The 25,766-nt window shown below is 40.8% G+C and carries 23 protein-coding genes and 1 pseudogene; 5 read left to right on the top strand and 19 right to left on the bottom strand.

Annotated features, from left to right (window positions below; genetic code table 11):
- Positions 1-29 precede the first annotated feature (29 nt).
- From ACP2AF_RS07990 to ACP2AF_RS07950, 9 genes are read right to left on the bottom strand one after another with little or no spacing between them, the layout of a single operon-like run.
- A complete protein-coding gene (locus ACP2AF_RS07990) occupies positions 30-1,382 on the bottom strand; it encodes an alginate export family protein (RefSeq protein WP_425235706.1) in 1,353 nt (450 codons plus the stop codon).
- Positions 1,383-1,384: 2 nt separating this feature from the next.
- Positions 1,385-1,834 carry a DMT family transporter gene (locus tag ACP2AF_RS07985; RefSeq protein ID WP_425235705.1) on the bottom strand — a complete coding sequence of 150 codons (450 nt, stop codon included), beginning with the start codon at positions 1,832-1,834 and terminating at the stop codon, positions 1,385-1,387.
- 1 nt (position 1,835) lies between these two features.
- Positions 1,836-2,267, bottom strand: coding sequence for a DoxX family protein (locus ACP2AF_RS07980; RefSeq protein WP_425235704.1), 432 nt, complete (start codon positions 2,265-2,267; stop codon positions 1,836-1,838).
- A 3-nt stretch (positions 2,268-2,270) separates the two neighbouring features.
- Entirely contained in the window at positions 2,271-2,879 is a 609-nt protein-coding gene (locus ACP2AF_RS07975; RefSeq protein WP_425235703.1) for an SCO family protein, read from the bottom strand.
- Positions 2,872-4,278: a tyrosinase family protein gene (locus ACP2AF_RS07970; RefSeq protein ID WP_425235702.1), complete on the bottom strand. Its 1,407-nt coding sequence runs from the start codon at positions 4,276-4,278 to the stop codon at positions 2,872-2,874. Before ACP2AF_RS07970 ends, ACP2AF_RS07975 begins: the two co-directional genes overlap by 8 nt.
- A 59-nt stretch (positions 4,279-4,337) precedes the next feature.
- Positions 4,338-4,865, bottom strand: a complete 528-nt coding sequence (locus ACP2AF_RS07965; protein ID WP_425235701.1) for a YceI family protein — start codon at positions 4,863-4,865, stop codon at positions 4,338-4,340.
- A 25-nt stretch (positions 4,866-4,890) separates the two neighbouring features.
- Complete coding sequence (locus ACP2AF_RS07960; protein ID WP_425235700.1) at positions 4,891-6,696, bottom strand: amidohydrolase; 1,806 nt, start codon at positions 6,694-6,696, stop codon at positions 4,891-4,893.
- Between the two features lie 58 nt (positions 6,697-6,754).
- Positions 6,755-7,504, bottom strand: coding sequence for a hydrolase (locus tag ACP2AF_RS07955; protein ID WP_425235699.1), 750 nt, complete (start codon positions 7,502-7,504; stop codon positions 6,755-6,757).
- A 54-nt stretch (positions 7,505-7,558) separates the two neighbouring features.
- Positions 7,559-8,272: a pirin family protein gene (locus tag ACP2AF_RS07950; RefSeq protein ID WP_425238018.1), complete on the bottom strand. Its 714-nt coding sequence runs from the start codon at positions 8,270-8,272 to the stop codon at positions 7,559-7,561.
- Positions 8,273-8,602: 330 nt separating this feature from the next.
- On the opposite strand from ACP2AF_RS07950, the gene ACP2AF_RS07945 reads away from it, so the two are divergent.
- On the top strand, positions 8,603-10,723 hold the full coding sequence (locus ACP2AF_RS07945) for a sigma 54-interacting transcriptional regulator (RefSeq protein ID WP_425235698.1): 2,121 nt from the start codon (positions 8,603-8,605) through the stop codon (positions 10,721-10,723).
- Positions 10,724-11,107: 384 nt separating this feature from the next.
- On the opposite strand, the pseudogene ACP2AF_RS07940 reads toward ACP2AF_RS07945, so the two are convergent.
- Positions 11,108-11,305, bottom strand: a pseudogene (locus tag ACP2AF_RS07940) (ABC transporter permease); the annotation flags it as partial.
- Positions 11,306-11,410: 105 nt separating this feature from the next.
- On the opposite strand from ACP2AF_RS07940, the gene ACP2AF_RS07935 reads away from it, so the two are divergent.
- Together ACP2AF_RS07935 and ACP2AF_RS07930 are read left to right on the top strand one after the other, a co-directional pair.
- Positions 11,411-12,802, top strand: coding sequence for a Gfo/Idh/MocA family protein (locus ACP2AF_RS07935; RefSeq protein WP_425235697.1), 1,392 nt, complete (start codon positions 11,411-11,413; stop codon positions 12,800-12,802).
- Between the two features lie 64 nt (positions 12,803-12,866).
- Positions 12,867-13,691 (top strand): PIG-L deacetylase family protein, encoded by an 825-nt coding sequence (locus tag ACP2AF_RS07930; RefSeq protein ID WP_425235696.1) that lies wholly within the window; start codon positions 12,867-12,869, stop codon positions 13,689-13,691.
- Positions 13,692-13,699: 8 nt separating this feature from the next.
- Here the strand turns inward: ACP2AF_RS07930 and ACP2AF_RS07925 are convergent, their stop codons facing one another.
- The 5 genes from ACP2AF_RS07925 to ACP2AF_RS07905 form a co-directional block, all read right to left on the bottom strand.
- On the bottom strand, positions 13,700-15,232 hold the full coding sequence (locus ACP2AF_RS07925) for a mandelate racemase/muconate lactonizing enzyme family protein (protein WP_425235695.1): 1,533 nt from the start codon (positions 15,230-15,232) through the stop codon (positions 13,700-13,702).
- A gap of 89 nt (positions 15,233-15,321) precedes the next feature.
- Complete coding sequence (locus ACP2AF_RS07920; protein WP_425238017.1) at positions 15,322-16,149, bottom strand: universal stress protein; 828 nt, start codon at positions 16,147-16,149, stop codon at positions 15,322-15,324.
- Positions 16,150-16,166: 17 nt separating this feature from the next.
- Positions 16,167-17,528: an oxygen-independent coproporphyrinogen III oxidase gene (gene hemN, locus ACP2AF_RS07915; protein ID WP_425235694.1), complete on the bottom strand. Its 1,362-nt coding sequence runs from the start codon at positions 17,526-17,528 to the stop codon at positions 16,167-16,169.
- Between the two features lie 116 nt (positions 17,529-17,644).
- Complete coding sequence (locus ACP2AF_RS07910; RefSeq protein WP_425235693.1) at positions 17,645-18,820, bottom strand: alpha/beta hydrolase family protein; 1,176 nt, start codon at positions 18,818-18,820, stop codon at positions 17,645-17,647.
- Positions 18,821-18,826: 6 nt separating this feature from the next.
- Positions 18,827-20,185 carry a Gfo/Idh/MocA family protein gene (locus ACP2AF_RS07905; RefSeq protein ID WP_425235692.1) on the bottom strand — a complete coding sequence of 453 codons (1,359 nt, stop codon included), beginning with the start codon at positions 20,183-20,185 and terminating at the stop codon, positions 18,827-18,829.
- A gap of 162 nt (positions 20,186-20,347) precedes the next feature.
- Between ACP2AF_RS07905 and ACP2AF_RS07900 the strand changes: the two genes are divergently transcribed.
- Positions 20,348-21,238: a nucleotidyltransferase family protein gene (locus ACP2AF_RS07900; protein ID WP_425235691.1), complete on the top strand. Its 891-nt coding sequence runs from the start codon at positions 20,348-20,350 to the stop codon at positions 21,236-21,238.
- Complete coding sequence (locus tag ACP2AF_RS07895) at positions 21,235-22,317, top strand: phosphotransferase enzyme family protein (RefSeq protein WP_425235690.1); 1,083 nt, start codon at positions 21,235-21,237, stop codon at positions 22,315-22,317. The genes ACP2AF_RS07900 and ACP2AF_RS07895 overlap by 4 nt, the downstream gene beginning before the upstream one ends.
- A 245-nt stretch (positions 22,318-22,562) precedes the next feature.
- On the opposite strand, the gene ACP2AF_RS07890 is transcribed toward ACP2AF_RS07895, so the two are convergent.
- From ACP2AF_RS07890 to ACP2AF_RS07875, 4 genes are all read right to left on the bottom strand, one after another.
- Positions 22,563-23,570, bottom strand: coding sequence for a Tll0287-like domain-containing protein (locus ACP2AF_RS07890; RefSeq protein WP_425235689.1), 1,008 nt, complete (start codon positions 23,568-23,570; stop codon positions 22,563-22,565).
- Positions 23,567-23,839, bottom strand: coding sequence for a heavy-metal-associated domain-containing protein (locus tag ACP2AF_RS07885; protein WP_425235688.1), 273 nt, complete (start codon positions 23,837-23,839; stop codon positions 23,567-23,569). Before ACP2AF_RS07885 ends, ACP2AF_RS07890 begins: the two co-directional genes overlap by 4 nt.
- A gap of 105 nt (positions 23,840-23,944) precedes the next feature.
- Positions 23,945-24,289: a rhodanese-like domain-containing protein gene (locus ACP2AF_RS07880; RefSeq protein ID WP_425235687.1), complete on the bottom strand. Its 345-nt coding sequence runs from the start codon at positions 24,287-24,289 to the stop codon at positions 23,945-23,947.
- Between the two features lie 330 nt (positions 24,290-24,619).
- Positions 24,620-25,732, bottom strand: a complete 1,113-nt coding sequence (locus ACP2AF_RS07875) for a hypothetical protein (RefSeq protein WP_425235686.1) — start codon at positions 25,730-25,732, stop codon at positions 24,620-24,622.
- Positions 25,733-25,766: the final 34 nt, after the last annotated feature.

Here is a 25,766-nt window from a genome sequence, read left to right as displayed (position 1 = left end):
CTATTTTAAAACTAGCATGGTCTAAGGTTTTAAAATTTCATCTCAGCTGTCACTACAGTATGAAAAAGTGTGTCATCCAATCCGCTTTCTTCAAGAAAACCACTCGGAAAAATAAGATTGGTCTCTAACTCCAAGTTAAGGAAGTCGTTAACCTTTAAACTTGCAATCGTACCAATTTGATGCCCTATAAACCGATTTTCATTAGCGGATGGATACTCCAATATCAACGGTGGACTGTAAACGCCATCTTGCCTAGAGAAACGCCAAAAAGCCACATAATCCAATTCTACGGAAACAGGACCTAATATGGTGTTGATATACGGATGTACATCAATAAGGTTAGAAGGTCCAAAACGAGCCACCCTTCCAAAATAAGCTCCTCTTGGGTACAGGCCATCAAAGGTATTCAAAATACCATCGGGATCACTTGAATCACCGCTTATAGCTTCAGTTTTAATACCTATAACCCCATCTTCGCCCAATAAGGGCAAAGGGTGCTCAATATTGAAAGAAGCCGTCCAGGCGCTAATGTTTTGGCCTCCAAAATCTCCGGTCTGATATACAAACTCGTTATTATAGGTGAACTTTTTCCACATTCCAAAGTGACGTAATCCGATTGACAAACGATTGTCATCAGCGGTTCCCGAATCCCATGTTTTATCCTCTTCTTCTTTATATAGGGCGTAGACATCGGTATTGGTGTTTGAATTCCAGTTTTGTGTCCAATACAATGCGGCTACGGACTCCTTGAAGTTCAGTATATCATTATCAAAAATGCCCTCTTCGAGTTGAACGGGTATAGCATAAAACCCCGTAATTTGCGTTTTAGGATTAACGTAATGAAGTTGTACCATATCAAATGACAAACGCACATTTGGCCCTTCTCGGATATCTATTAAACGACCACTTCCCAAACGAATATTTTGACGGCCGACGAGAGCATTCCAGTTTTCATCAAAATGATAACGAACAAACAACTGGTTAAAGCTTAACTCGTCCTTATCCACTGGAGCAAGTTCATCCTTACTGGTTATTAGGCTTGAGTTTATTTCTGCGAAAAGCTCAAATTTATCCGATACTTTCAAGTGCGAATGCAATTGAAATCGGTTTAAAAACCAGTAGTCATTTTGGTTTAATTCACTCGAGAATTGTTCATTAACAAAACCCTCTATTTGAAAACGATAACTTCCACCAAAACTCAAAGAGGTTTTAGCTGACAGCTTGTGTTGTTTGATATTTTGATAGAAACTTTTTGGAGCATCTTGGGTTGTGTTTATCTCGTCATTTTGTCGTAGCAAACCAAAATTATAGGGAAAGCCTTCATCTTGTGCATTTGCAAAAGCAAAATAGAAAAGACATCTTACGATTATCCAAAATCTCATCTTTAAAACCGTCTTATTAAGAGAACTCCTGCAACCAAAAAGGCTACGCCGAGTAATCGCTGCCAATTAATTTGTTTTATGGGCAAGCCCAACAAACCATAATGGTCAAGCACTAAAGAAACCGTCATTTGGCCAGCTACAACCAGAACAAAAGTGAGTGCGGTTCCTAGTCTTGGGGCAAGAATGATAACGGCAGCTACATAAAATGCGCCCAGTATTCCTGCAATCCAGACAACCGGAGATACTGTCTTTGTTTGCGATATGGTGAAAAAATCGAATTTGAGAACAAAGAGGTAAACAAGTAGCCCTATTGTACCTATTAAAAAAGAGGCAAACGCGGCGAAAATAGGTTGGTGTACAGATTTGCCCAACTGTACATTTAATCCAGCTTGAATGGGAAGAACCGCTCCGGCAATTATTGCCAGAAGTATAAAAAAGAGTTGAGATTTCATTTTAAGATGTTTTAAGGATTTTGTTATCCAGCGAATATTTTCCTGGTCCCATAAAGAAAATGAGTAGGTAGGCCAGTGAGTACATTAGGGGGACATCTCTCACAGCCCAGGGGTCGTTACCATGAACAATAAAAAAACCCATTAGCGTAACACTAAGAGTAGCCATAGCTGCTAGTCTTGTAGTTAGCCCTACAATGATAAATAGAGGTGCAACTATGTTGGCTACAATAGCTACAACAGCACTTATTTCACCTCCAACACCAATAGGGTCCGGGATATGTTTTACAGTATCCTCAAAGCTCAAAAGCTTTTTCATTCCGTGAGTATTTATCATTGAAAGCGACACAAGTATTCTAAAGAATAACAGTGTGCAATCCTTTGATAAAAAGGAGGGTTCTGAATTAAAGATTTTATGTTTGAGCTTCGTTTTCATTAATTACTCTATGAGAAGTTTTTGAATGTCCGATATAAGCCTATTGGTGTCTTTTTCATCAAGACCGTTATAGTAGCCCCGTATTCTTTGTTTACCATCTACTAGAACAAACGTGCCATCATGAATAAGGTTAATTTCTTGATGACCACCATCGTCGAATGCTCTTACTTTGTAATCTTTTGACAGTTCAAAAATGGTTTCACTATTTCCTGTTAGAAATGTCCATTTATCATTGTTGATACCGTACGCTTCCGCATATTCTTTCAGTCTCTCAGGAGTATCCGTTTTAGAATCGATACTATACGATATGATGGATACTCTTTTATCATCCTGAAATTTATCCTCCACAAGTTTCATATGCCTAGTCATTCGTGGACAAATGGTCGGGCAACTTGTAAAAAAGAAATCTACTACCTGTATTTTGCCTTTGAATGTATTACTGCTAGCAACCTCATTCAACTGATTTTTTAATTGAAATTCGGGTGCTTTATAATACACTATTTCACCAGTACCGGCGTCAACCGATGTTTCACCAAGGATGGGTAGACTTTGTTTATGGTAACAGGAGTGCAACAGCGCAACCAAGATGAATATGGAACCATACTTACCCATTCTCATAATGTGTTACAAGAGAGATATTTTCTAATTTCAAAATTTCATCAGGTATATTTCTATTGGGAAGCGGTACAGGTTGAAATACTACTTGTATGTCCTTCTTGGCATCAATAGCTTCCGCAATTTCCTTTTCAATTTCTATCTGTAAGTGCACCCCGTTTTGCAATAAGACCGAATCCAAATCCAATATTGGCAGAATAGTAAAGGTACCTGTATACTTACTCTGTTTTTCACCATACTTATCGTATTCAAAAAAGACTCTTGCACAATAGGGCTGATACGGCAATTGTGCTCTTTCAAAATGAAGGATTACGTGGGTGCGTTCTTTGTCCACGAACTCCTTGTAAATCGCATTGGTATCTGAAGTTTTGAGATTCAATGGCACAATGCAATCGCGCCCTGTCTCTTTACGTTGAGGTTTGTCCGTTTCAACAAATGGATTGCAATAATTGGGGTTAAGGTTTAAATCTGCAAAACGATATCCTAGTGCTTCGGTATCGAGCAGTTCTTTAATCTTAAAATCTACAGGCCTTCCATTACCATCTGTGGCAAACAATCGCTTCTCCAGCCATTCTTCATCTGTAGGTAATTTGTTTCCTGGACTATATGCTCTCCAAGCATCCCAAATGCGGTCGCAGTTTCCATGATGTCCATAAAAAATGGGGTCAAACCCTGATTCTGTAAATGTGGCCATTTGACCACCAATCCAGTTATGTATGTTGTTATGGAACGATTGCTCTGCAATACCGTCCAGTTGGGAATCGCCATGCTTTTTAATAGCAGGGTAGCCGCCAAAGGTTTTGTATTTATCCGCTCTAAAAGTGGCTCCTACATTAATGAAGTCTTTTGGAATTTCATCAGTCCGGGAAACCAATCTTGTAACATTAAAAAGTGGATTGCTTTCATCTCCCCAATAGTGTTCCGGAATAAAGTTGGATTTGGTCCAATCCCAATAATGAAGTGCCAGAGTTGGCTCGTTTACCGCCTTTTGCAATTTTTGCTCCATGGACCATAAGTATAGTCTGTGCCATGGCCAAACATACCAGTTATAATGTACCTGATTGGAATAAATACTAGTTGCACAAAAGGTAGCGTGAAGCATACCTTGGGCTGTATATCCCATCGGGTCTAAAGGGGAAACTTCTGAGCGTTTTTTAAGTATGTTGATCGCGTCTTTGAGAAGTTTGATTTCTGGGTCGTTTATCGGAATATCTGCAATGTTCTTTCTGACCGAAATCGACGAATTCCCTAAACTGGATGTTCTTGAATCCTGTTGTTTTTTTTTGGTCTCACAACCTAAAATTGCTGTTGGCAAAAAAGGTAAACTACTTATTCCTAGAGTTGACCAGCCTGCCTTTTGAAGGAAGCCTCTTCGGGATGTGCTCTTATTTTTCATCGAGTTGATAGGTTAAAAAAGGCTGCCCTTAAAAAGAACAGCCTTTGCTTTGGTTATGTTTATTGTTGCTTTACAAATTGCGCATCTATTACTAGCGTAACGGTATCTGCAACTACAATGCTACCTGCTTCGGTAACCGCGCTCCAAGTAAGATTAAAATCCTTACGGTTAATTTTTCCTCTTATTTCAAAACCAGCTTTGGTTTGTCCGTAAGGGTCAACGGCAACACCATTTAAATCTACATCCAAAATGACTTCCTTGGTGACATCTCTAATCGTTAAATCTCCCACAAGTTTATCCCCGTTAAATGATGTAGAGGTGAAGGTCATTTCAGGATATTCACTAGTATTGAAGAAATCATCCGATTTTAAATGATTGTCTCTGTCGTCATTTTTAGTGTTGATTGAAGCGGTTTTCGCGGAAAAACCAAACTGCGCGTCGCTAAAATCCTCTTTACTTGATACTATTGATGCTTCATATTCCCCAAAGTGTCCTTTTACGGTAGAAATCATCATATGCTTTACTTTGAATCCCACTTCTGAATGTGAATTGTCAACACTCCATTTTGTCTTTACTGCTGTTTCCATTTTTATTTTCTTTAAGTGATTTAACTTATTTTGATTGATAGCCCCCAAAGTGTTTTACCGGTGACCAATCGGGTATTACTTCGGGCAATGGAGGGTTCATTGTGCTATATTCCCTATTTGCATATACTACCTTACCATCTACTATGGTGAGTACTGATTTCAATGATTTAATTTGTTGTTCTGGAATTGTGAAGTAATCATCGGAAAGAATGGCGAAATCTGCGTACATTCCATTCTCTAGCGTTCCTTTCACAGTTTCTTCGTTAGAGACCCATGCACTGCCCTGAGTATACAAATGCAAGGCTTCTTCACGTGATAGCTGATTCGCTTTTTCGGCCAGTTGGAAATCACCTACGGTCTTACCTGTAACCAACCAATACAATGCCGGCCAAGGATTATAACTTGCAACACGTGTACCATCGGTTCCTGCTCCGACCGGTAACCCCATCTCGATCATTTTTTTTACAGGCGGTGCTTGTTTTGCTTTTTCGGCACCGTATCGCTCAACGAAATACTCTCCAGCATATGCCATACGTGCTTGTATTGCTATACCACCGTTAAGTGCTTTGATACGTTCAAGGTCTTTTTCTTGAACTGTTTCGGCATGGTCAAACAACCAGCGTTTTGAAGCCAGTTTGCCATTGGTTTCTTGGTTTACTTCTTCAAACACATCCAACATATTTGAAATAGTTTCACCATAGGTTGCGTGAATTCTGAAAGGCCAACCATTGTCTACGTGCAAGCGGACAATACGTTTTAAGTCCGAACGCCATGTGGGTCTGTCCCGATTGAGCATTGGTTGCGGTGCAAGGAAATTTTCAAAATCACCGGCGCTCCAAGCTAAAAATTCACCGCCACCTTCAAGCTCGTAACCGTGGTCTAAATGGATTTCGCCATTGTGACCAACTTCATTGTTAGCCATCCACTCTTGAAACTCTTCATATTCTGCTCCTTTATTTTGAGGGAATAGGTAGTAGGACAAACGTATAGGCATTTCACCTGCATCAGCTAATGCTTTTGTTCCCATATAATCCTTCGGGAACTTATGCCCGCCACCTCCAGCATCTATTCCGCTTGTAATACCAAAAGTGTTCAATTCTCGGTAAAACTGCCTTGTTCCGTTTTCCATTTCGGCTTGGGTCAATGGAGGTAAGCTTCCAATGCGAGCATAAAGAATAGTGGGGTTTGGGTCTGCAATTAGTACTCCCGTCAATTTTCCATCTGGGCCTTTTTGAAATTCGGAATCTTTTGGTGCTTTTGTATTTTCATCAATACCTAGAACATCGAGTCCAGCTTGATTCAAATACCCTTGGCTATATAAGAACAAAACATAGGTTGGAACATCTCCTGTAGCTTCATTCAGTTCTTGCATGGTGAACAATCGTTTCTCTTCAAATTGAAAAGGACTCCATCCGCCTATGACACGAACCCATTGACCTTCGGGTGTTCTAGCTGCTTGTTCCTTCAACATTTCGAGTGCACGTTTTAGGGTTTTTACGCCATCCCATCGTACCTCTGCATTAAAGAACCTTCCTCCACGGGTGAGGTGTAAATGAGAATCATTTAAACCTGGTATAATTGTTTTTCCTTTTGCATCAATAACTTTGGTATCATCTGCTTTGAGTTTCGCAATCTCGTCTGAAGTACCTGTCATTAGTACCTTGCCATCTTTTACAGCAATGGCCTCTGTAATGGTTCGGTTTTCGTCCATCACGGCCACCTTAGCATTGGTAACTATGAGGTCTGCAACCTCCGTCGTTTGTTTTTTGGTATCGTTCTTACAAGCTGCAATTACTAATACCAGAACTAGAAGTGACACTAATTTTTTCATTTTGTTAAGTTTTTAGAAGCACTCCAAGAATATCTTAGAATGCTTACAATTATTCAAATTAGTCCTCCTTCTTGTCCTCTTTAGCCCATTTTTGCATTGTTTTAATGTAATCTATACCTAAACCATACGCTCCACCATATCTTTTAGCGAGCTTGTTAACTTCAAGATATTGGTCTGAACGAGACCAATCTCTGTACATTTCCAACATATACTGCATCGAAGTTATTGGGATAACACCTGCTTGAATCATACGGGCGACTGTCATATCGTGTGCCTCTTGAGAAACAGCGCCACATGCATCTGTAATTACATATACTTCATATCCATCTTCTAAGGCAGATAATGCGGCTAAATTGATACATACTTCAGTCCAAAGACCAGCCATTACAAGTCTTTTTTTACCAGTAGCTTCAACAGCTTTAATGAAATTAGTGTCTTCCCAAGAATTCATTGTAGTTCTATCTACATAAGTAGACATATCTGGATAGTATTCTCTAATTTCAGGAAATACAGGTCCTGAAAACTGTTTTTCGGCTACAGTTGTAATTACAGTAGGTACATTAAATAATTTAGAAGCTCCAGCAATTAAACCAGTATTGTTTCTTAGTTCTTCAATTGGTTGAGATTCCACCGCAAATGCCATTTGGCCTTCGTGATCGATTAAAATAAGGGCGTGATTAGTAGGATTTAAAATTTGTTTTGCAGCATTAGCTGGGTCATTTACCGGATTAGGGTTGTATTGTGTCCATTGGGCAAATGTTGCCATACTTGCAAATAGTGCTGTGATCGATAAACTTAATTTTCTCATTGTTTTTAGATTTGTGTCAATTTTGACGGTTATGTTTTTTTAGTTTTTTATTGCTTAGTGCATCGGTACTTCCATTAGAAGTACTTCTGCGTTACTGTCCGCTATTATTTCCAACTTCTCAATTTCCCAGATTCCAAAACCATCTCTTTTTGCCATAGATTGGCCATTTATGGTCACCTTGCCATCCAATAGAAAGGCATAAACACCATTGTTTTTGGGATCTTTCAATTCATAATCGAGAGACTTTCCCTTGTCAAGTGCGGCCATATGGAACCAAGCATTCTGGTGAATCCATACTCCAGCATCATTTTCGTTTGGAGATAAGATTTGTTGAAGCCTATTTTTTCGGTCGGACGTATCAAGGGTAATTTGGTCATACCTTGGTTCAACACTCTTCCTGTTTGGAAAAACCCATATTTGAAGAAATTTTACCGGTCTATCAGGATTGTTATTGTACTCTGAATGCATAACACCGGTACCCGCACTCATTACTTGAACATCGCCGGCTTTGATTACTGCGGCATTGCCCATATCATCTTTGTGCATTAGGTCGCCTTCAAGAGGAATGGAAATGATTTCCATATCCCTATGGGGGTGTGTTCCAAATCCCATACTTTCGGAAACAACATCATCGTTAAGAACTCTCAATACCCCAAAGTGCATTCGCTCTGGGTTGTGATAATTAGCGAAACTGAATGTGTGTTTTGATTTTAGCCATCCGTGATTAGCATCACCTCTAGTATCTGCCTTGTGAAATACTGAATTCATTGTTTTCCTTTCTTTATTTGGTAAATGATTGTATCCAACATTGTTAATTTTCACGTTTGTCCTTTCCACCGAAGAACTTGAATTTGCTATTGCGGATGCTCCCACAATGGAGAGTGCACCGCCTGCAATTGTTTTCTTTAAAAAGTCTTTACGTTTCATTTTTTGTTGAATTTTTTAGACAGATATTAAACCAACCTTGTGCCAAACAAATAAAGTATTGATATTCATTATTTTACACATATATATCACGGATATAGCTTTCCCTTTTTTAAGAATATTCTATTATTTGAGAATTTTTTTGCTAATTTTAACATTTAAAAAGCGATAAAAATGGTTGCCTTACATCACGAATTATCAATAAAAGAATGGCTGATCGACGCCTTGCCCTACGAGGTGATTTGGGCATCGGAATCGGGGAAGATTATTTATGCCAATGCCAAGTTTTGCAAGCGGTTAGGCTATAAAAAGTCCGAGCTGATGAAGCTTTCCATATTTGATTTAAATGTGACAGTGACGAAGGAAAGTTGGAAAGCCCATTGGGAAACTATTAAGCAAGAAAAGGCTCAGTATTTTAAAGCTATTCATAAAACTAAGTCTGGGAAGTTTTATGAAGCCGAGGTTTTTGCTCAATTTTTCTCAAATAATGGAAAAGAGCTGATATGTTCCATTATCAATGATATTACCGAGTCCAGTTTTTACAGAAGTTTGTTGCGAGATACGGAGTCTATCGCTAATGTTGGGGGCTGGACATTCAATATGCAGGACAAATCCATATTGGTAACCGAGGAGGCTTTTTGTATAATGGAAACAAGTAATAAAGACCATTTTGCGCCTGGCAATGCAGTTAAGTTTTTCAAGGACGAAGAAAAAGCCAAAATACTTTTTAAAAATTTATGGAGAAATGGAGCGGAGTTTGACGAGATTTTAGAATCCAAATCAGACCCGTCAAAATTTATTCGAGCTATAGCCAAACCTATTAAGAAAGGGGACAATCTTTTTAAAATTATAGGCATATACCAAGATGTTACCGAACAACAACAAAAAGAAAATCGGCTTAAATTATTTAAAGAGATAATTGATAATGCACAAGACTTGGTTTATGTATATAACCGAGAAGGCAAGCTGCTACATTATAGCGATACTGTTTCAAGACAACTGGGTTTTTCACGAAAGCAACTTGATGATTTCTATATCTATGATCTAGATGCAAATATTACCAAAGAATGGTGGCATGGTCACTTTGATGAACTAAAAGAGAAGGGTTCAATGCATATGGAATGGCTTGTAACTAGAAAAGACGGCACCAAGTTCCCGGCAGATATTGTTGCCAATCATTTAGTGTATGAAGGGCAGGACATTAATTGTGCCGTAGTAAGAAATATTACCGAACGGAAAATGCGCGATTTAAAGCTTTTTGAAGCTTTAGAGGAAATAAAGTCCTTGAAAGAAAGACTGGAAAATGAAAATGAATATTTGCAAGAAGAAATCAGCAGCAAAATTAACGCCGATAATATCGTTTGCAAAAGCAACTCTTATTCGCGAATCCTGGAGCAAGTAAATCAGGTTGCCCCTACAGATACAACGGTATTAATTACAGGAGAATCAGGTACAGGTAAAGAATTACTGGCTAGCGCAGTACATAATAACAGTATTCGGAAAGAGAGGCCACTCATAAAGATTAATTGTGCAACCTTGCCGAAGGAGCTTATAGAAAGCGAACTCTTTGGTCACAAAAAAGGTGCTTTTACGGGCGCAGTACAGGATAAAATAGGAAAGTTTTCGCTTGCCGATGGAGGGACAATATTTCTGGATGAAATAGGAGAATTGCCCTTGGACTTGCAGCCAAAACTATTACGCGTGTTACAGGAAGGAGAATTTGATGCTCTGGGAAGCAATAAGACCATACAGGTAGATGTGCGAATTGTTGCTGCGACCAATCGCAACTTGGAAGATATGGTTAAAGAAGGGACTTTTAGAGAGGATCTGTACTATAGGCTTAATGTGTTTCCAATTCATAACATACCACTTAGAGCACGCAAAGAAGATATTCCTTTACTGGCACAATATTTTCTAGAAAAGTATTCCGTAAAAGCGGGTAAAGCATTTAAGCGGTTGTCCAAAAGAACAATAGAACTGTTGATGGCCTACAATTTCCCTGGGAATATAAGGGAACTTGAAAACTTGATAGAACGCGCTGTTATTATTGAAAATGGTACTACACTTAACCCGGGAACTTGGATTCCTAAATCCAATGGTAATATTTCTTCCGAAAATTTTAAGTCCTTTGAGTCTATGCAACGTGATTACATAATTGATGTTCTAAATTACACCAAATGGAGGGTAAGTGGCCCAAAAGGAGCAGCCAATATTTTAAATATGAAAGACAAAACCCTTTTTGCAAAAATGAAACGATTAGGTATTGAGAAACAGGTGGGCTTGAAAAAAAGTTAGTCTTTCCAAGGTTTTATTACAGATTATCACACCATTTTAATTTGAACATAGATGTAACCCTAGAAATGGCCGTTTTATGACATGAAAATACAAATGCAGACTCCTTTGGATAAAGTATCCCATTCCTAGTATTTTTTAGTAGTTCTTACGATTGACCCTCCGCGGGTGGATACCTCAAGCTTATAAAATCTACTGTTTTTGTTCGCTTAGAATGTTCTATCTGCTCGCCACGATGAACAAGTTTACTATTTCCGTGCGTTTTAATAGTTCGCCATTCATTGGTTTAAATACCATGACAAAATCTGGATATGTTGTAATTAGACATTTTAATATATCAAATTCCAATTGTGGAATTGTCATTTGCAATATTTCGAAATTGCGGAGTTAAAAATCCTTTCGTTTTGATTTTATGGCCAATCGCCATATAGGAAGTATGGTCCAAAACAATAGCACCACAAGGGAAATCAGAAGGCCAAAGTCAGTACCAAAGAATTTTTTGAAAACCGCCCCGGTATAGCCCAGGAGTGCCGAGATGTCCAATTTTAAAAGGATAAGCGTTCTTGAAAGATCAATAGGGTTGAACTATGTGGGCCTCCATTTTTAACAATTAAAAAGTGCTTTGGAGCAGAACAACAAAAAACGTAACTTCCATCGCCATAACCACTAAAATCCAAAAGTTATAGAATAATGAAGAAAAATCCGTCCAGAAGGTCATTTTTGAAAAAGGCCACATTAGGTTCCGCTGCCATGACCTCGGCACCATTTTTTATTTCTGCCTCAGAAGGTGAAAAAGTTTTAATGAAACGAGATTACCTTGATGAGCAATACACGGCCAATGACCAAATTAATTTGGGACTGATTGGCTCCGGGATACAGGGTATTTACGATACAAGGGCTGCACTATCTGTTTCCGGTGTAAAATTGGTCGCTGCCTGTGATCTATACTCCGGAAGATTGGATCGTGCCAAGGAACTTTGGGGCGATGATATTTTCGTTACCCGGGATTATCGCAAACTCCTGAACCGAAAGGATATTGATGCCGTCATTGTGGCCACTCCGGATCATTGGCATAAGAAAATTGCGGTTGATGCCCTAAAAGCCGGTAAGCATGTCTATTGTGAAAAACCAATGGTACAGCAATGGCAGGACGGTCAAGAAATTATCTCCACACAAAAATCCACGGGAAAGATTTGCCAGATCGGGAGTCAGGGGATGTCCTCACTAGGGAATGAAAAGGCCAAACAACTCTACGAAGATGGCGCAATAGGAGAAATCGTGATGTTGGACTTTTACAACGACCGTTACTCGGCCGAGGGAGCTTGGCAATACCCTATTCCACCAGATGCCAGTCCCGATTCAGTAGATTTTGATACGTTTCTGGGCAATGCGCCAAAGGTACCTTACGAGTTAAAAAGATTCTTTAGGTGGCGTAACTATCAGGACTATGGTACCGGGGTTGCGGGTGACCTTTTTGTACATGCTTTTTCTACCTTGAATCATGTCATTAGTTCCCATGGTCCAAACCGGGCCTTGGCCACAGGTGGACTCCGCTATTGGAATGACGGTCGCGATGTGCCCGATGTTAGCATAACTCTTTATGACTATCCAAAAACCGATACCCATGCCGCATTCAATGCCGCTTTTCGAATCAATTTCATAGCAGGCTCTGGTGGTGGCGGCGGCTTTAAATTGATAGGAACGGAAGGTGAAATGGAAGTAGGACAAAATTCGGTTACCGTAAGGCGATCTAAATTGGGCATGGTTCCTGGTGGTTATTCTATGGTGGCCTTTACGGAAGCCACACAGGAGAAAATACGTGAAGGCTATGCCGCCCAAAATTTAGAAACTCGGGATTCGGCCTTAAACACTGGCGGTACCACTTGGGAAGCACCAAGAAATTATAAAGGTGCCCACCATGACCATTTTTATAACTTCTTTACAGCCGTCCGAGGAAAAGGAAAAGTAATTCAAGACCCTACCTTTGGATTAAGGGCCGCGGGAGCCGCGCTTTTGGCTAATGATAGTTATTACAAAAAATCACCGGTTGATTGGGACCCTGTTTCCATGAAGCTAATGTAATCCTAGTTTGTTCCTTATGAAAAGAGTTCTGTTTTTCCTTTGTTCGTTCTTAATTTCATTGTTTATGTCTGCCCAAGAAAATCCGTTGAATGTTATCGTATTTGGCGCACATCCGGATGATTGTGATATAGATGCCGGAGGTACTGCCATTCTCTTTTCAAAAATGGGCCATAAAGTGAAATTCGTCTCCTTGACCAATGGCGATGCGGGACATTATGCCATGGGAGGCGGTGAGCTGGCCAAAATTCGTATTGCGGAGGCCAAAGAAGCCGGAAAACGATTTGGGGTGGAATATACCGTTCTTGACAACCACGATGGGGAATTAATGCCGACCTTGGAAAATCGGCTGAAGGTCATCCGGGAAATTCGGAAATGGAATGCGGATATCGTAATCGCCCCTAGACCCAACGATTACCATCCGGATCATAGGTACACGGGAGTCTTGGTGCAGGATGCGGCCTATATGGTCATTGTTCCCAATGTTGCCGCCGATACTCCTCCCTTGAAAAAAAATCCGGTTTTTTTGTATTCTGAAGATGGATTTCAAAAACCCAGTCCGTTTGAACCGGATATTGCCGTTATCATAGACGATGTTTTTGATCAGAAAATTCATGCTATGGCGGCACACGAATCCCAATTTTTTGATTGGCTTCCTTGGACATCCGGTAATTTGGACAAAGTACCCAAGGACAAAAAGGGGCGATTGGAATTTTTGGCCAATTGGCGATCGCGTAAACCCAATACGGCAACCTTGGAGTGCCTAAAAACATGGTACGGTGCCAAGGCGGCAAACGCAAAGCATGCAGAAGGGTTTGAAATATGTGAATATGGGAAACAACCCTCCGAAACCGAAATCAAAAGATTGTTTCCCATGCTTAAAAAAGAATAGGATCTGGATTAACTCCAAAGCCTATCCCATGCCCGCATCTTGTCCCATTCCGGGGTGGGTGCGAACAGTTTCTCGCCCTTGACGAGGTATTTCTTTACCACTTCCTCATTGAGTTCTACACCAATACCAGGTTTTTCCGGTACGGTTACATAACCGTCTTTTACAATAGGTCCATCAAAACCGGTAACCAGATTTTCCCAATCCTTTTTATCTACGGCATGATGTTCTAGCCACATGAAGTTCTCCGTAGCCGCTGCACTATGCACACAGCCCAGGAAAGACACGGGGCCAGCTGCATGGTGATGCATGAAACCAATACCATGTTTGGAAGCAAAATCACCTATGCGTTTTGTTTCCAAGATACCTCCCGCAGTGTTAGGGTCTGGATGTACGATATCCACAGCCCTGGTCTTGATCAGTTCCTCAAAACCGCCTTCAAGCCTATAAATATCTTCACCTGTCTGGGTGGGGGTAGTTGATGATTCCGTAATTTCCCTCCATTGATCGGTATATTGCCATGGAATGACATCTTCCATATAGGCCAAATTATAGCGCTCTGAAGCCCTTGCCAGCTTAATGGCCTCGTTGACCCCAATATGGCCCCAATGATCCGTTCCCATAGGAACGTCATACCCTATTTTGGAACGCATTACATCTAAATATTCCATCAATTTATCAACCCCCTTCTCCGTAATCTGTATCCTTGTAAAAGGATGCTTTGTCATATTATACTTTGTGGACTGATGTTGATATGGATTATAGTCTGCCTCATGACCATTGATAAGTGCTCCAGGTATATCCTTGATCAAATTAATACCGATATCCATTTTTAAAGCGGTATATCCTTGGTCTATCCTAGCCTGCATCCTATTGGCATATTCAACCGGGTCTTTGGAAACTGTGGTATCACAGTATACCCTTACCTTATCCCTATATTTTCCACCTAACATTTGGTACACCGGAACATTGTACGCCTTTCCGGCCAAATCCCATAATGCCATTTCCACACCGGATACTCCACCACCTTGCCTTCCATGATGTCCAAACTGCTTTATGATACCAAATAGGCGTTCCACATTACAGGGGTTTTCACCCAGCAACCTGCTCTTTAAGAATAATGCATATTCCTTTGCAGCGCCATCGCGTACATCACCATGTCCCACAATTCCTTGATTGGTATAGATGCGGACAATTGGGGTCCTAAACACCACATCGCCTCCAATTTCCGCAATTCTCAAATCGGTAATTTTAAGATCGGAGGGACTGGAATTTCTGTTAACATTCTGGGAAGCGTAGGCAATCTGATCCCCAATATGGGCAGAGGCCCCGGTAAAACTTGCAAGACTAAGGCCCCCTAATCCGGCCTTTTTCAAAAAAGACCGTCTGCCTTTGGCCTCATCTTCTTTTTTCTTCTTTGAATCCCCGTTCATTATACGGCTTAGTTTGTTAGTGGTAAACTTCATAATGGTAAAATATAAATTGTTTTGTATGGATAACGTACTCAAATCGTAAAACCCTAGTGCTACGATAGAATAACCCATGTAAATTAGGGATTTTTTTATTCCCACCGAAACAAAAAAGGGAAACCGAACCGGCTTCCCTTTAGAGCATCAACGAAACAAAAAAATCATCAATTATTAATTTTAAAGGTAACTACTGGAATCTTTGAGTGGTTGGCCAAATCTTCCCCTATACTGCCCATAAAGAAATGGGAAAGCCCCTTACGTCCATGTGTTGAAATCCCGATAATATCGGCGCCACTCATCTCACTATAGTTAAGGATACCTTTTTCAACACTATAATCATTATAAATCTCCACTTCCATACCTGTATTGGACTTTCTGAGGAATTTATTTATACGATCGTATGCATCCTTGGTGCTTAAAAAATTGTCCCCTGGAGTATTGATGTAGACCAGATCCAATTTTGCGGACAGCATTTTGGCAAAGTCCTTGGCTTTTTGAAAAGCCAACATGTTATCATCCCTAAAATCACAGGCGAAAACAAAACGGTCTATTTTAAAATCAGGCAATTCATCCTTAATAACCAAAACCGGTATGGTGGCATTCCGTACTACTTTTTCCGCATTGGAGCCTACAAAAATCTCCTTAAGCCCATCCGTACCATGGGAACCCATGACGATAAGTTCTGCGTTGTGTTTTTTGGCAACTTGGTTCACCTCGCTAAAAACTTTAAAATGCTTTACGATCGGGGTAATCGAAATTCCTTTCAAATACGGTTTATCCAGAAAGTCAGAAAATCTTTTCTCCGCCAATTTTATCAAAAATACGGTTTGCTCGGGATGAAATCCTTCTGAAGAAGAGACCATCGCTTGGTTCAACTCCAACATATGGAGGGCCAGGATTTCCGAGCCGTGTTTTTTGGCCAGGGAGGCGGCCACTTTAAGTGCATGTTCCGATTGTTCCGAAAAGTCTATGGGTACTATAATGTTTTTCATCATACTGCTTTTTTGGGTTAAACTGTCATGGAGAATAAACGTGTCTCCGGTGTTTTTCTATGGAGAAGAAGGTCAAAGGCCATACAAATATTACGGATAAAGGGCCTTCCTTTATGGGTTACCTTAATTTGATTTGGGCGAATTTCTATCAAATGGTCCAGTTCCATTTCATGTAGGCGATCCAATACCGAGGGTAACGATGGGAAGTGTAAATCCGTGTTACTCCATGAGGTTTCAAATCTGCACATTAAATTCAAAATGTGTTTTCTGATAATCTGGTCCTCATTTGTTAGAATATGACCTCTATAGATAGGAATGATATCATTTTCTACAAGATGGGAATACTCTTCAAGACTCTTTACGTTTTGGGCGAAACTGTACCAGCTATCACTTATACTGGAAACCCCCAAACCAATCATCAATTGAGTCTTGGAAGCCGTATAACCCATAAAATTGCGATGCAACTTTCCGGACACCATGGAGGTATAAAGTCCATCGGAAGAAAGAGCAAAGTGATCCATGCCTATTTCATGGTACCCAGCTTTGATCAATAGTTTCTTTCCGGTTTCATACTGCTTTCGTTTTTCTTCGCCTGATGGAAGATCTTCATCCCTATAGCCTCGCTGTCCATTGCCCTTTAACCATGGAACATGTGCATAGCTATAGAAAGCCAATCGGTCCGGTTTTAAGGCCCCGGTCATGGTTATGGTCTGTTCAATATTGGCCAAAGTCTGATGGGGCAATCCGAAAATGATATCATGGCCTATGGATTCGTAGCCTATTTCACGGGCCCATTCCGTAACATTCTTAACATTTTCAAAAGGTTGTATCCTATGAATTGCCTTTTGAACGGTTAGGTTATAGTCCTGTATGCCATAGCTTACCCGTTTGAAACCCACATCGTACAAGGCCTGTAGATGTTCTTTGGTGGTATTATTGGGATGGCCTTCAAAACTAAACTCATAGTCATCCGATTTTACGGCCGTACTGAAAATTCCGTTGATAAGTCGTTTTAAGTTCAGGGGCGAAAAAAAGGTGGGAGTGCCTCCCCCCAAATGCAATTCCTTAATAATCGGTTTTTCGGAAAATAAGTCGCAGTACAACCTCCATTCCTTTAAAACATTCCCAATATAAGGAGCCTCAACGTCATGCCGCTTGGTAATACGTTTATGGCATCCGCAAAAGGTACACATGCTTTCACAAAAAGGCAAATGAATGTAGAGACTAATGCCCTCGGATGAATTGCTCTCTTCAAAACTACGCTTTAAGGTAGATTTCCATTCCTTCCCAGAAAAAGTCTTTATGTTCCAATAGGGAACCGTAGGATAACTGGTATAACGGGGACCAGGAATATTATATTTTTGAACGAGATTGCACATGGATATAGTTTGTTTACTTACAAACTTAGCCTCAGCCCACAAAAAAAAACATGATAATTATCAGTTGATACAAATCTTGCCCTATCCGGCTTACTGCAATTTTGATGTACTCGGGCTCAGTGAAGTCCCAAAAAATTCATGGTTTGAAGATTCCCTTTAAGGGCATTCCCAGGTATAGGATGTTCATTATTAAAAACTTTCAAGTCGTCCTTCTCTAGTAGAGTTACAAAATCTTCGCGATAACCATTTTCATAGGGTATGGATCCTAGATTCAATTGCAGATAGTTTCCAAAAAAATTGTAGACAGCCGTTCTTTTAGAATACCCATAATCATGCTTTTCGGAGGGCAAATGCACATTTTCTACTTTGTGTTCCGCATCGTAAAGGGCATATACCCTTTGTACGTAGGGATATTCAATTCTGGGCGTATTTCGCGTCCAATCCGCTCCATTGGAAACCAATAAAAGCGGCCTTGGTGCTGCCAGTGCAGCTATTTCAACATTATTAGTCTGATGGTCTGCTCCCTTATGAACGGGCATACCACTTTCGCAGACGCATCCGCCAAAAAAATGGGCCGAAACTTGGACGACCGGAGCAACTACTTTAATACGATCATCCACAGCCGCGAGCATAAAAGTCTGTGTAGCTCCACCGGAACCACCGGTCATACCCACGCGATCTCTGTCTACATCATCTCGTGACAATAGATAATCCAATACCCGCTTACTATTATACGTCTGTAGGGCGAGCGCAATGGGAATTGTGTGTTCTACTTGTTTGCTTTCACCGAAGCCCAGCATATCATAGGTAAAGACCACGGCCCCCATCCGGGCAAAAATGGCAGCCCTGGTCTGTACGTCCTCACGTAACCTTTTGTCCGGCAAATGTCCATGTGGGCTCAGAATAGCTGCGAACTTTCCCTCACCATTGGAAGGTCTATACAGATTTCCTGTTATATAAAAGCCAGGAAAGCTCTCAATGGCAATGTTTTCTATGGTATAGCCATCCATTTCCCTTTTACTATGGATAACAGGATTAAAATTCCCGGTGATCTTCGGCATTTTCTCCCATTGCATACCAATTTTGATTCCTTCTTTGATCTTAGCGGCCCTTTCCTCCCAAGACTTTAAGTCATTCCATTGGGAGGCGAATTCCTTCATTTTTAGATTGGCTTGATCCGGTGTCCAATAATGGCCCACGCATAATTGACCTTCTTGCGCGACAGCGGACAAGCATACCATCAAAATAAATAAAGTGGCCCTTAAGTTCATGTTCATAGCTTTTCCAAGCATTATTGATCAATAGGTTTCCTTAATCCAATTATAGGGTTTCCTTTTCATCCAAAGTCCTTTGGTAAAGTCCGGAAAATCCTGGGGTGCTCCGTTGTTCTCTATGGATACTTCCGAAAGCGGGGTAACCGCACTCCAAGCGGCGGCATCATAGGCATCCATAGGCGGAGCAACTTTCGCCTTGGCCGATTCCACAAAGGAGTTTAAAACAAAGAAATCCATTCCCCCATGTCCCGCGCCCAAAGCATATTCCCCGTATTTTATCCATAGAGGATGATCATACTTCTTTAGCCATTCATCGGCAACATCCCAAGTATGTGGTTTGGATTCGCCTTCAATATATATTCTGTTACCATCCACCTCCCATAGTCCGTTGGCTCCCTGAACCCGGAAACCTAAAGAATAGGGTCGCGGCAAATTACAATCATGGGTAACGATAATAGTTTCCCCGTTTGCGGTTTCAATGGTGGAGGTAATTACATCCCCCTGTTTGAATTTCACTTTGGCATTAGGGTGGTTTTCCCCACCCACCTCAACAATATAATTGTGAAGTCCAATAGCCTTGGAAGCACTTGAAGTCATGGAAACAAAACGGTTTCCCCGGTTAATATCCGCCATAACAGCGATGGGCCCCAGACCATGGGTGGGATAAACATCGGCATTGCGCTTAACGGAATGGTGGGTACGCCATTTAGCCTCTGAGCTTCCCTTTTCACCAAATTCGGCTCCTTTTCCATGGGCAGTTGTACCATCATTGAATTTTACACCCCGAAGATCGTGTTGATATCCGCATCTAAAATGTACCAGTTCCCCAAACACATTCTGTTTTACCATGTTAAGTACTGCCATGATATCACGCCGATAATTCACATTTTCAAGAATCATCATATGTGTACCCGTCTCCTCATGGGTATTCACCAAATCCCAACATTCTTCCAGTGTATTTGCAGCTGAAACCTCTGTACCCGCATATTTCCCGGCTTTCATGGCATCGACGGTCATAGTTACATGCCATAGCCAAGGTGTGGCAATAACAACCGCATCTACATCCGGTAGCTCCAATAGATTTCTATAATCATAATTATTTTTACCAAAGGTTTTGGGAGGTTTGCCGCCGGCATCGGCAATTTTTTGTTTCGCAATCGAAATGCGGGTCGGATCTACGTCACAGACAGCTGTAACGTTTACGTCCTTGCGTAGAAGTAAGTTCTGAAGGTGATTGGTGCCCCGTAATCCGGCACCGATGAGTCCTACGTTCAATTTATCATTCTGACTTGAACCCGAAATATCAAAGGCAAATCCAGGTGCCATGACCATTCCCGCCCCTATTAGGGAACTTTCCTTTATAAATCTTCTTCTTGAACTCATACGTCTATTTTAAATATTGGTTTTGGAATTTGTGTTGTTGCTCAAATTATGAAATTCTATATAAAATTGTTTGTATTAATCCCCTTAATTATGATCTATATCGATATATAAACCATTTTTAAATTCAAAGGGCTATTTTTGCCCCATTAAAACATAAACCACATGACCTTACTTTTAATGGCTGCCGGAAGCGGAAGTCGCTATGGAAAACTGAAACAATTTGACGACCTAGGACCCAAAGGTGAATTTTTAATGGAATTTGCCATATACGATGCCTTAAAAAATGGTTTTGACCATATTGTGGTCATTACCAAAAAGGAAAATACATCTTTTTTGTTCGACCATCTTCGTGAGAGGCTGCCCGAAAATATTAAACTGGATGTGCTGGCACAGGAAGTTACCGATCTACCGGAAGGATGTAGTTTTTCCGGGGAACGTCCCAAACCTTGGGGTACAGCACATGCGGTATGGACCGCGCGTCATGTAATAAACAATCCCTTTGTAGTCATCAATGCGGACGATTTTTATGGACAGCCTGCCTATAAAAACGCCGCCGATTTCATTAGGCAACATAAAAACGACAATACCTTTGCCCTTGTAGGCTATACCTTAAAGGATACCCTTTCCGAGCATGGTTCGGTTTCCAGAGGGGTTTGCAAAGTGGATGGCGACCATCTCTTATCCGTTGATGAACGTTTGAAACTGGAACGGGAAGGCAATGGTGTAAAAGATCACGATTCTGGAAATATGTACACCGGTGACGAACAGGTAAGTATGAACTTTTGGATTTGTCAACCTTCAATATTCGATAAAATAGAAAGTGAATTCCGAAGCTTCCTTTCCAATGAAGCATTGGCAAAAACCAGTGAGCTCTATATTCCCAAGACCGTTCAAGAAATGTTACAGGCCGGTGAAATAGAAGTAAAAGTGGTACCCTCTGGTGGAGAGTGGTTCGGGGTTACCTATGCCAGCGATCGTGAAGTGGCCGTGACCCATCTGCAAGAAAAAACAGACAAGGGACAGTATGTATCACCTCTTTGGCCGCAACAATGAGCCGCTATTCCCACGACGAACTCAACTTTCTTTTAGAAAACTTTTCTATAGCGCAAAAGAAGTATTCACTATCACCATTGACCCATGGTTATATTAACGATACATTCCTAGTAAAGGAAGGCATTGCTCCTGTTTACATTTTGCAACGTATCAACCATGATGTATTTCCGAATGTTTCTGGGATAATGAACAATATTGAAAAGGCATTTTCTTTTCTTAAAAGCGATGTCTATCATAATATTTCACTGGTACAAACTATATCTGGACAAAGCTATTACAGCCATAAAAAAGAGGGTGCTACCTATTGGAGGCTTATGACCTATATGGACAACAGCCTTGCCCACAATACCACGGAAAATCCGAAAATCGCTTTCGGGGCGGGAAAAATCATTGGTGAATTCCATCGATTATTGTCTCCCGCCTCACCGGAAAGTTTTGTTGAAATCATTCCGGGATTCCATGATTTGACTTTACGGAAGAGACAGTTTAATGAATCGCTTTCCGCAGGAGCCAACGACCGGAGGCATACCGCTAAAAATGCTATTGCCTTTGCCAACAAAACCTTGGAGACCCTAAAGGAACTTGACCATCTTCAACTTCCATTGCGCATCTGCCACAATGATACCAAATTGAACAATATCCTTTTTTCAAAAAAGACAGATCAACCGCTCTGTTTAATAGATTTGGATACCTTGATGAGCGGATTCTTTCATTTTGACTTCGGAGATGCCATACGTACCATAGTAAATACTGCTCCCGAAGATGAGCAAGATCATGGCAATATCGTATTCCGAAGGGATCTTTTTGATTCCTTTATAGACGGACTTGGGACCAACGGGGCATTTTTGACCCAAGCAGAAATTGATGTACTGCCCATGGGGGCCGTACTTATGCCATTCCTTCATGGTATTAGGGCCTTGACGGACTACCTTAATGGTGATGTGTATTATAAGGTAGCTTATGAAAATCAAAATCTAGATCGTTGTCTAAGCTTGTTCGATTTCACCAAAAAAGCCTTGGAAGAACTTGATTTTATGGAAGACTCCATTGCGAACAGGCTAAGTTCCATAGACCGTTAGTTTAGGATATCTATTCCTAGCTCGAGACCAAAAAAATAAAGTGCCCATCTCCCCTTGTCCTGACTTGAAAACAGCCCAGCCTAAAAAGAAAAATTGCTTAATCTTAAAATGAGTTTGTCTACTTTCCAAGAACCCATATTTCTGTCCCTCTCTTACATTCAAGGACATTACGGCATAAAGGTTCGGGATCGGGTACGGCCCAAATAATGGCAGGAAGTCCTAAATCAAGGACAAGTACCTTACCCCTATTGGTCATTCGTCCCGAAATTGATACTCCAAATACCTCTGACTTCGTTTGTTCCATAACCTATGGCCTTATCCTTTGGATAAAGACTTTTTAACACGGTCATGGTTTCCGATTCAATCTGTTCATTGGGGTTTCCATGACATTGTAGGCACATGGTATTGGTGGTAATCGGGTAGTAAAAGTTCACTTCGTTATTATGTAATTCCACTATGGGCTCTACGCTGTTGCCGGAAGCTATTTGTTCCTTAAAGAAGTTAATATGTTCCAATTCCTTGGTATTGGCTTCATTTTGTGGATTTCTCGGTTTGTCAGATACCCTCTTGATAATCGCGTTCTGCATAACGGACATACTATCCGTTAATGGTATCGCCCCTACATTACAAAATTCCACGGCTCCTTGGGTTCCTTTTTCCTTAATGGCTTTCATTAAGTCACTCCCCAATTGTGCCTTGGTCGCCAGAGCGTGGCCAAGACCCTTGTTGGCATAGCGCTTTTCGGCATTGCCGGTTGCAGTATAATCGTATTTTTCCAATGAATTTTCCGCTCCTGGTTCGTCACTTTCCAGGTAATCGACAAACCAATCCGGCCTATCCAGTTCATGGTCGTACATATAATGCGCAATCTGTTCAATGATTTTTTCGGGATAGGGAATATAGGGCATGCTGCCAAATCTTTCAACGGCGTTGGGAATCTTGTATTCCTGTTCGGGGTCGTTCAACCAATGTACCAATGCCTCCGTAAATTGTTCCTTGGTAGTTCCCGAATCTATATAATGCATCTTAACCATTGCCATGGGCGGAGCAATCATATGGGCTTCAGAGGCTTTTGGATTGTGACACATATAACATTCCTGTACCAAAAGTCTCTTTCCAGGATGTACGACATTAGCTTCCAATGCTTCTTTCTCGGAAGACGCCTTGTCCGTACCTTCCTTGGATGCTTTGAAGTCCTTACATCCTATGGTCAAGAGTACCGTGGATATGATAAAAAGGAATCTATTCCTCATGATTTTGATAGTCTCCCCATTGCACAGCTTACAAAAGAGCGTGTCTTGTGCGCCAAGTTATTTTTACTATCTACGGAGGGGTATCCCAACGATGCCAAGGTATCCCTTGCCACCAAGGCATCTTCCGAATTTTCGTGCAAAAAAGAGACCATGGAATTTTCCGTATCCACTTCAACCTTTGAAACATCATCTATTCCCGATAACTTTTCGGTGATGGTCTTGGCACATCCGCCACACTTTAAGTTCTGTACGATAATTGAAGTTTTCATCTTTGAATCTTTTATTTTTTTGACTTTAAATGAGGGGCAAAAAAGTCTATTTCCTACAGTTGTTTTATTTGGTTTTTAGATACTTAAATTTACGAAACCTTTCTATCATTTCCACCGCATATACCCTCCTTTAAGGTCATAGATTTTTACAAATCCCATACGAGCCAATTTATGGCTGGCCCGCCTACTTCTACTTCCAGAGCGACAATACAGATAGATCGGTTTCTCCTTGTTTATCTTACTAAAAGATCTTTCAAAATTGACTGAATCGAAAAAATCGATGTTCACCGCATTTTTGATATGTCCGCTATTGTATTCCGCCAGGCTACGGACATCCACCAATTGCACTTTTGTATCGGATATGGCCTTGGCGTAAGTCTTTGCATCCAGGACTTCGATCTTATCCATTCGCTCTTTGGTTCCTCGAAAAAAAACATTTAAAAACGACATAGTTGCATTTTTTATTTACAAGGAGAAATGGATAAGGAACGGCCATTCAAAAAAAAATGACCGCTCCTTAAAAACAACTCATCAACCAAACAATTTCGTCTTTGTATAAAGTAAAATTACAATGTATAAACAGGTCCCATGGTAACATAGGTTACACAAGCGGTATATTCTTTTCCACTTTCATTTTAGTCTGAAGAAATTGGCTCTGTTGCGCTTTGTTTTCGAATGAAAAATGGCGTAGTACAGATAAGATATGCTCAATACTATTTTCCCTAAGTGTTTTGGAAAATTGTTTATGTGGATGTAAATCAAGGGAGCAAAAATGCCTTTTTAATCCTCAAGACGGGCTATAAATCCCCAATTGGTATGTTGCAATCTGCCCATATATTTAAACCCTTTTCCTCCAAAAAAATTGGCGTCTCCCTCGGCGACCACCAATAACTCGTTCTCACCTTTTTTCAGATCCAGGTTTACCCTGAACATACCATCGAACATACGCTCAAATTTTATCTTTCGGTAGCTGAACACCTCATTCCCGTTTAGCATGATCCTTATCCTCCCGACAAAATCAAAGTTTAAGATGGACTTCTTGTCCTGATTGGATTTTAATGTCTTTCTGGCCACCACAACCCCCTTGGGGTATTCAAAGTATCTGGCAAAATTTACATAGTTATCTCTCGGGTGTTCTATAACCTTCCAATTTTTGGAGCGGTTTGCTTTCTTTATCAGGGCTTCAAAATGATTGGACACGGTGTCCCTGGGAAATTGTTCCGAGATTTCCCAGTTCGTTAAAAAAGAATTCTTGCTTGGCTGGGAGGCCACAGATTCACGGCCCGAGAGCTCTTCATAGGTAATATTCGCAAAATAGGAAACCCCGAACAAACTCCTCAACATAAAATTACCTCCGGATATCTCAGAGTCCAAAAGCTGAATATCCATTTGTGGTTGGGGACTATGATCTACGAAGACCTTTAAATTGGTTCCCCGGACTTCAAATGCCGCATGGAACCATTCCAAGGACTTTACATCCGCCGTGGTCTCATACGTTGGATAGTTATAAAACACCCAACTCAGGGCACCATTGTAGATTGGGATGTACTGAATAGCTTCCCGGGTACCTCCCATTCCCGGTCTAAAATAAATGAAACGATAGTTGAACTTGTCCTGTACCCGAAATCCCAATCCGGACATAACCTCTCCGGCAATGTCCATTTCTACTCTAAAGTTCCTTACATTTTTGTCCTTGGTCAATGCGATGGACTGTTTTTTTCCGTCCAGTTTAAGACTGCGTTTGCCCTTATAAATTGTGTCGATATACGTTGTAGGTTTGTTTTCTTCGGATAGAATAATACTTTTACCCTGCTCGAACAAAGCTTCCTGCCCATTCATGGGTGGTATGGATAGAATAAAGGCGAAACTCAAAAAATAATGCTGTAACTTCATGATTGATGATTTTAAATGAATACAATTCCAAACT

This window comes from Ulvibacterium sp. (genome assembly GCF_965248315.1).
GTDB lineage: Bacteria > Bacteroidota > Bacteroidia > Flavobacteriales > Flavobacteriaceae > Ulvibacterium.
The sequence above is the reverse complement of the archived record's forward strand: the minus strand, read 5'-3'. Positions and strand labels throughout refer to the sequence as shown.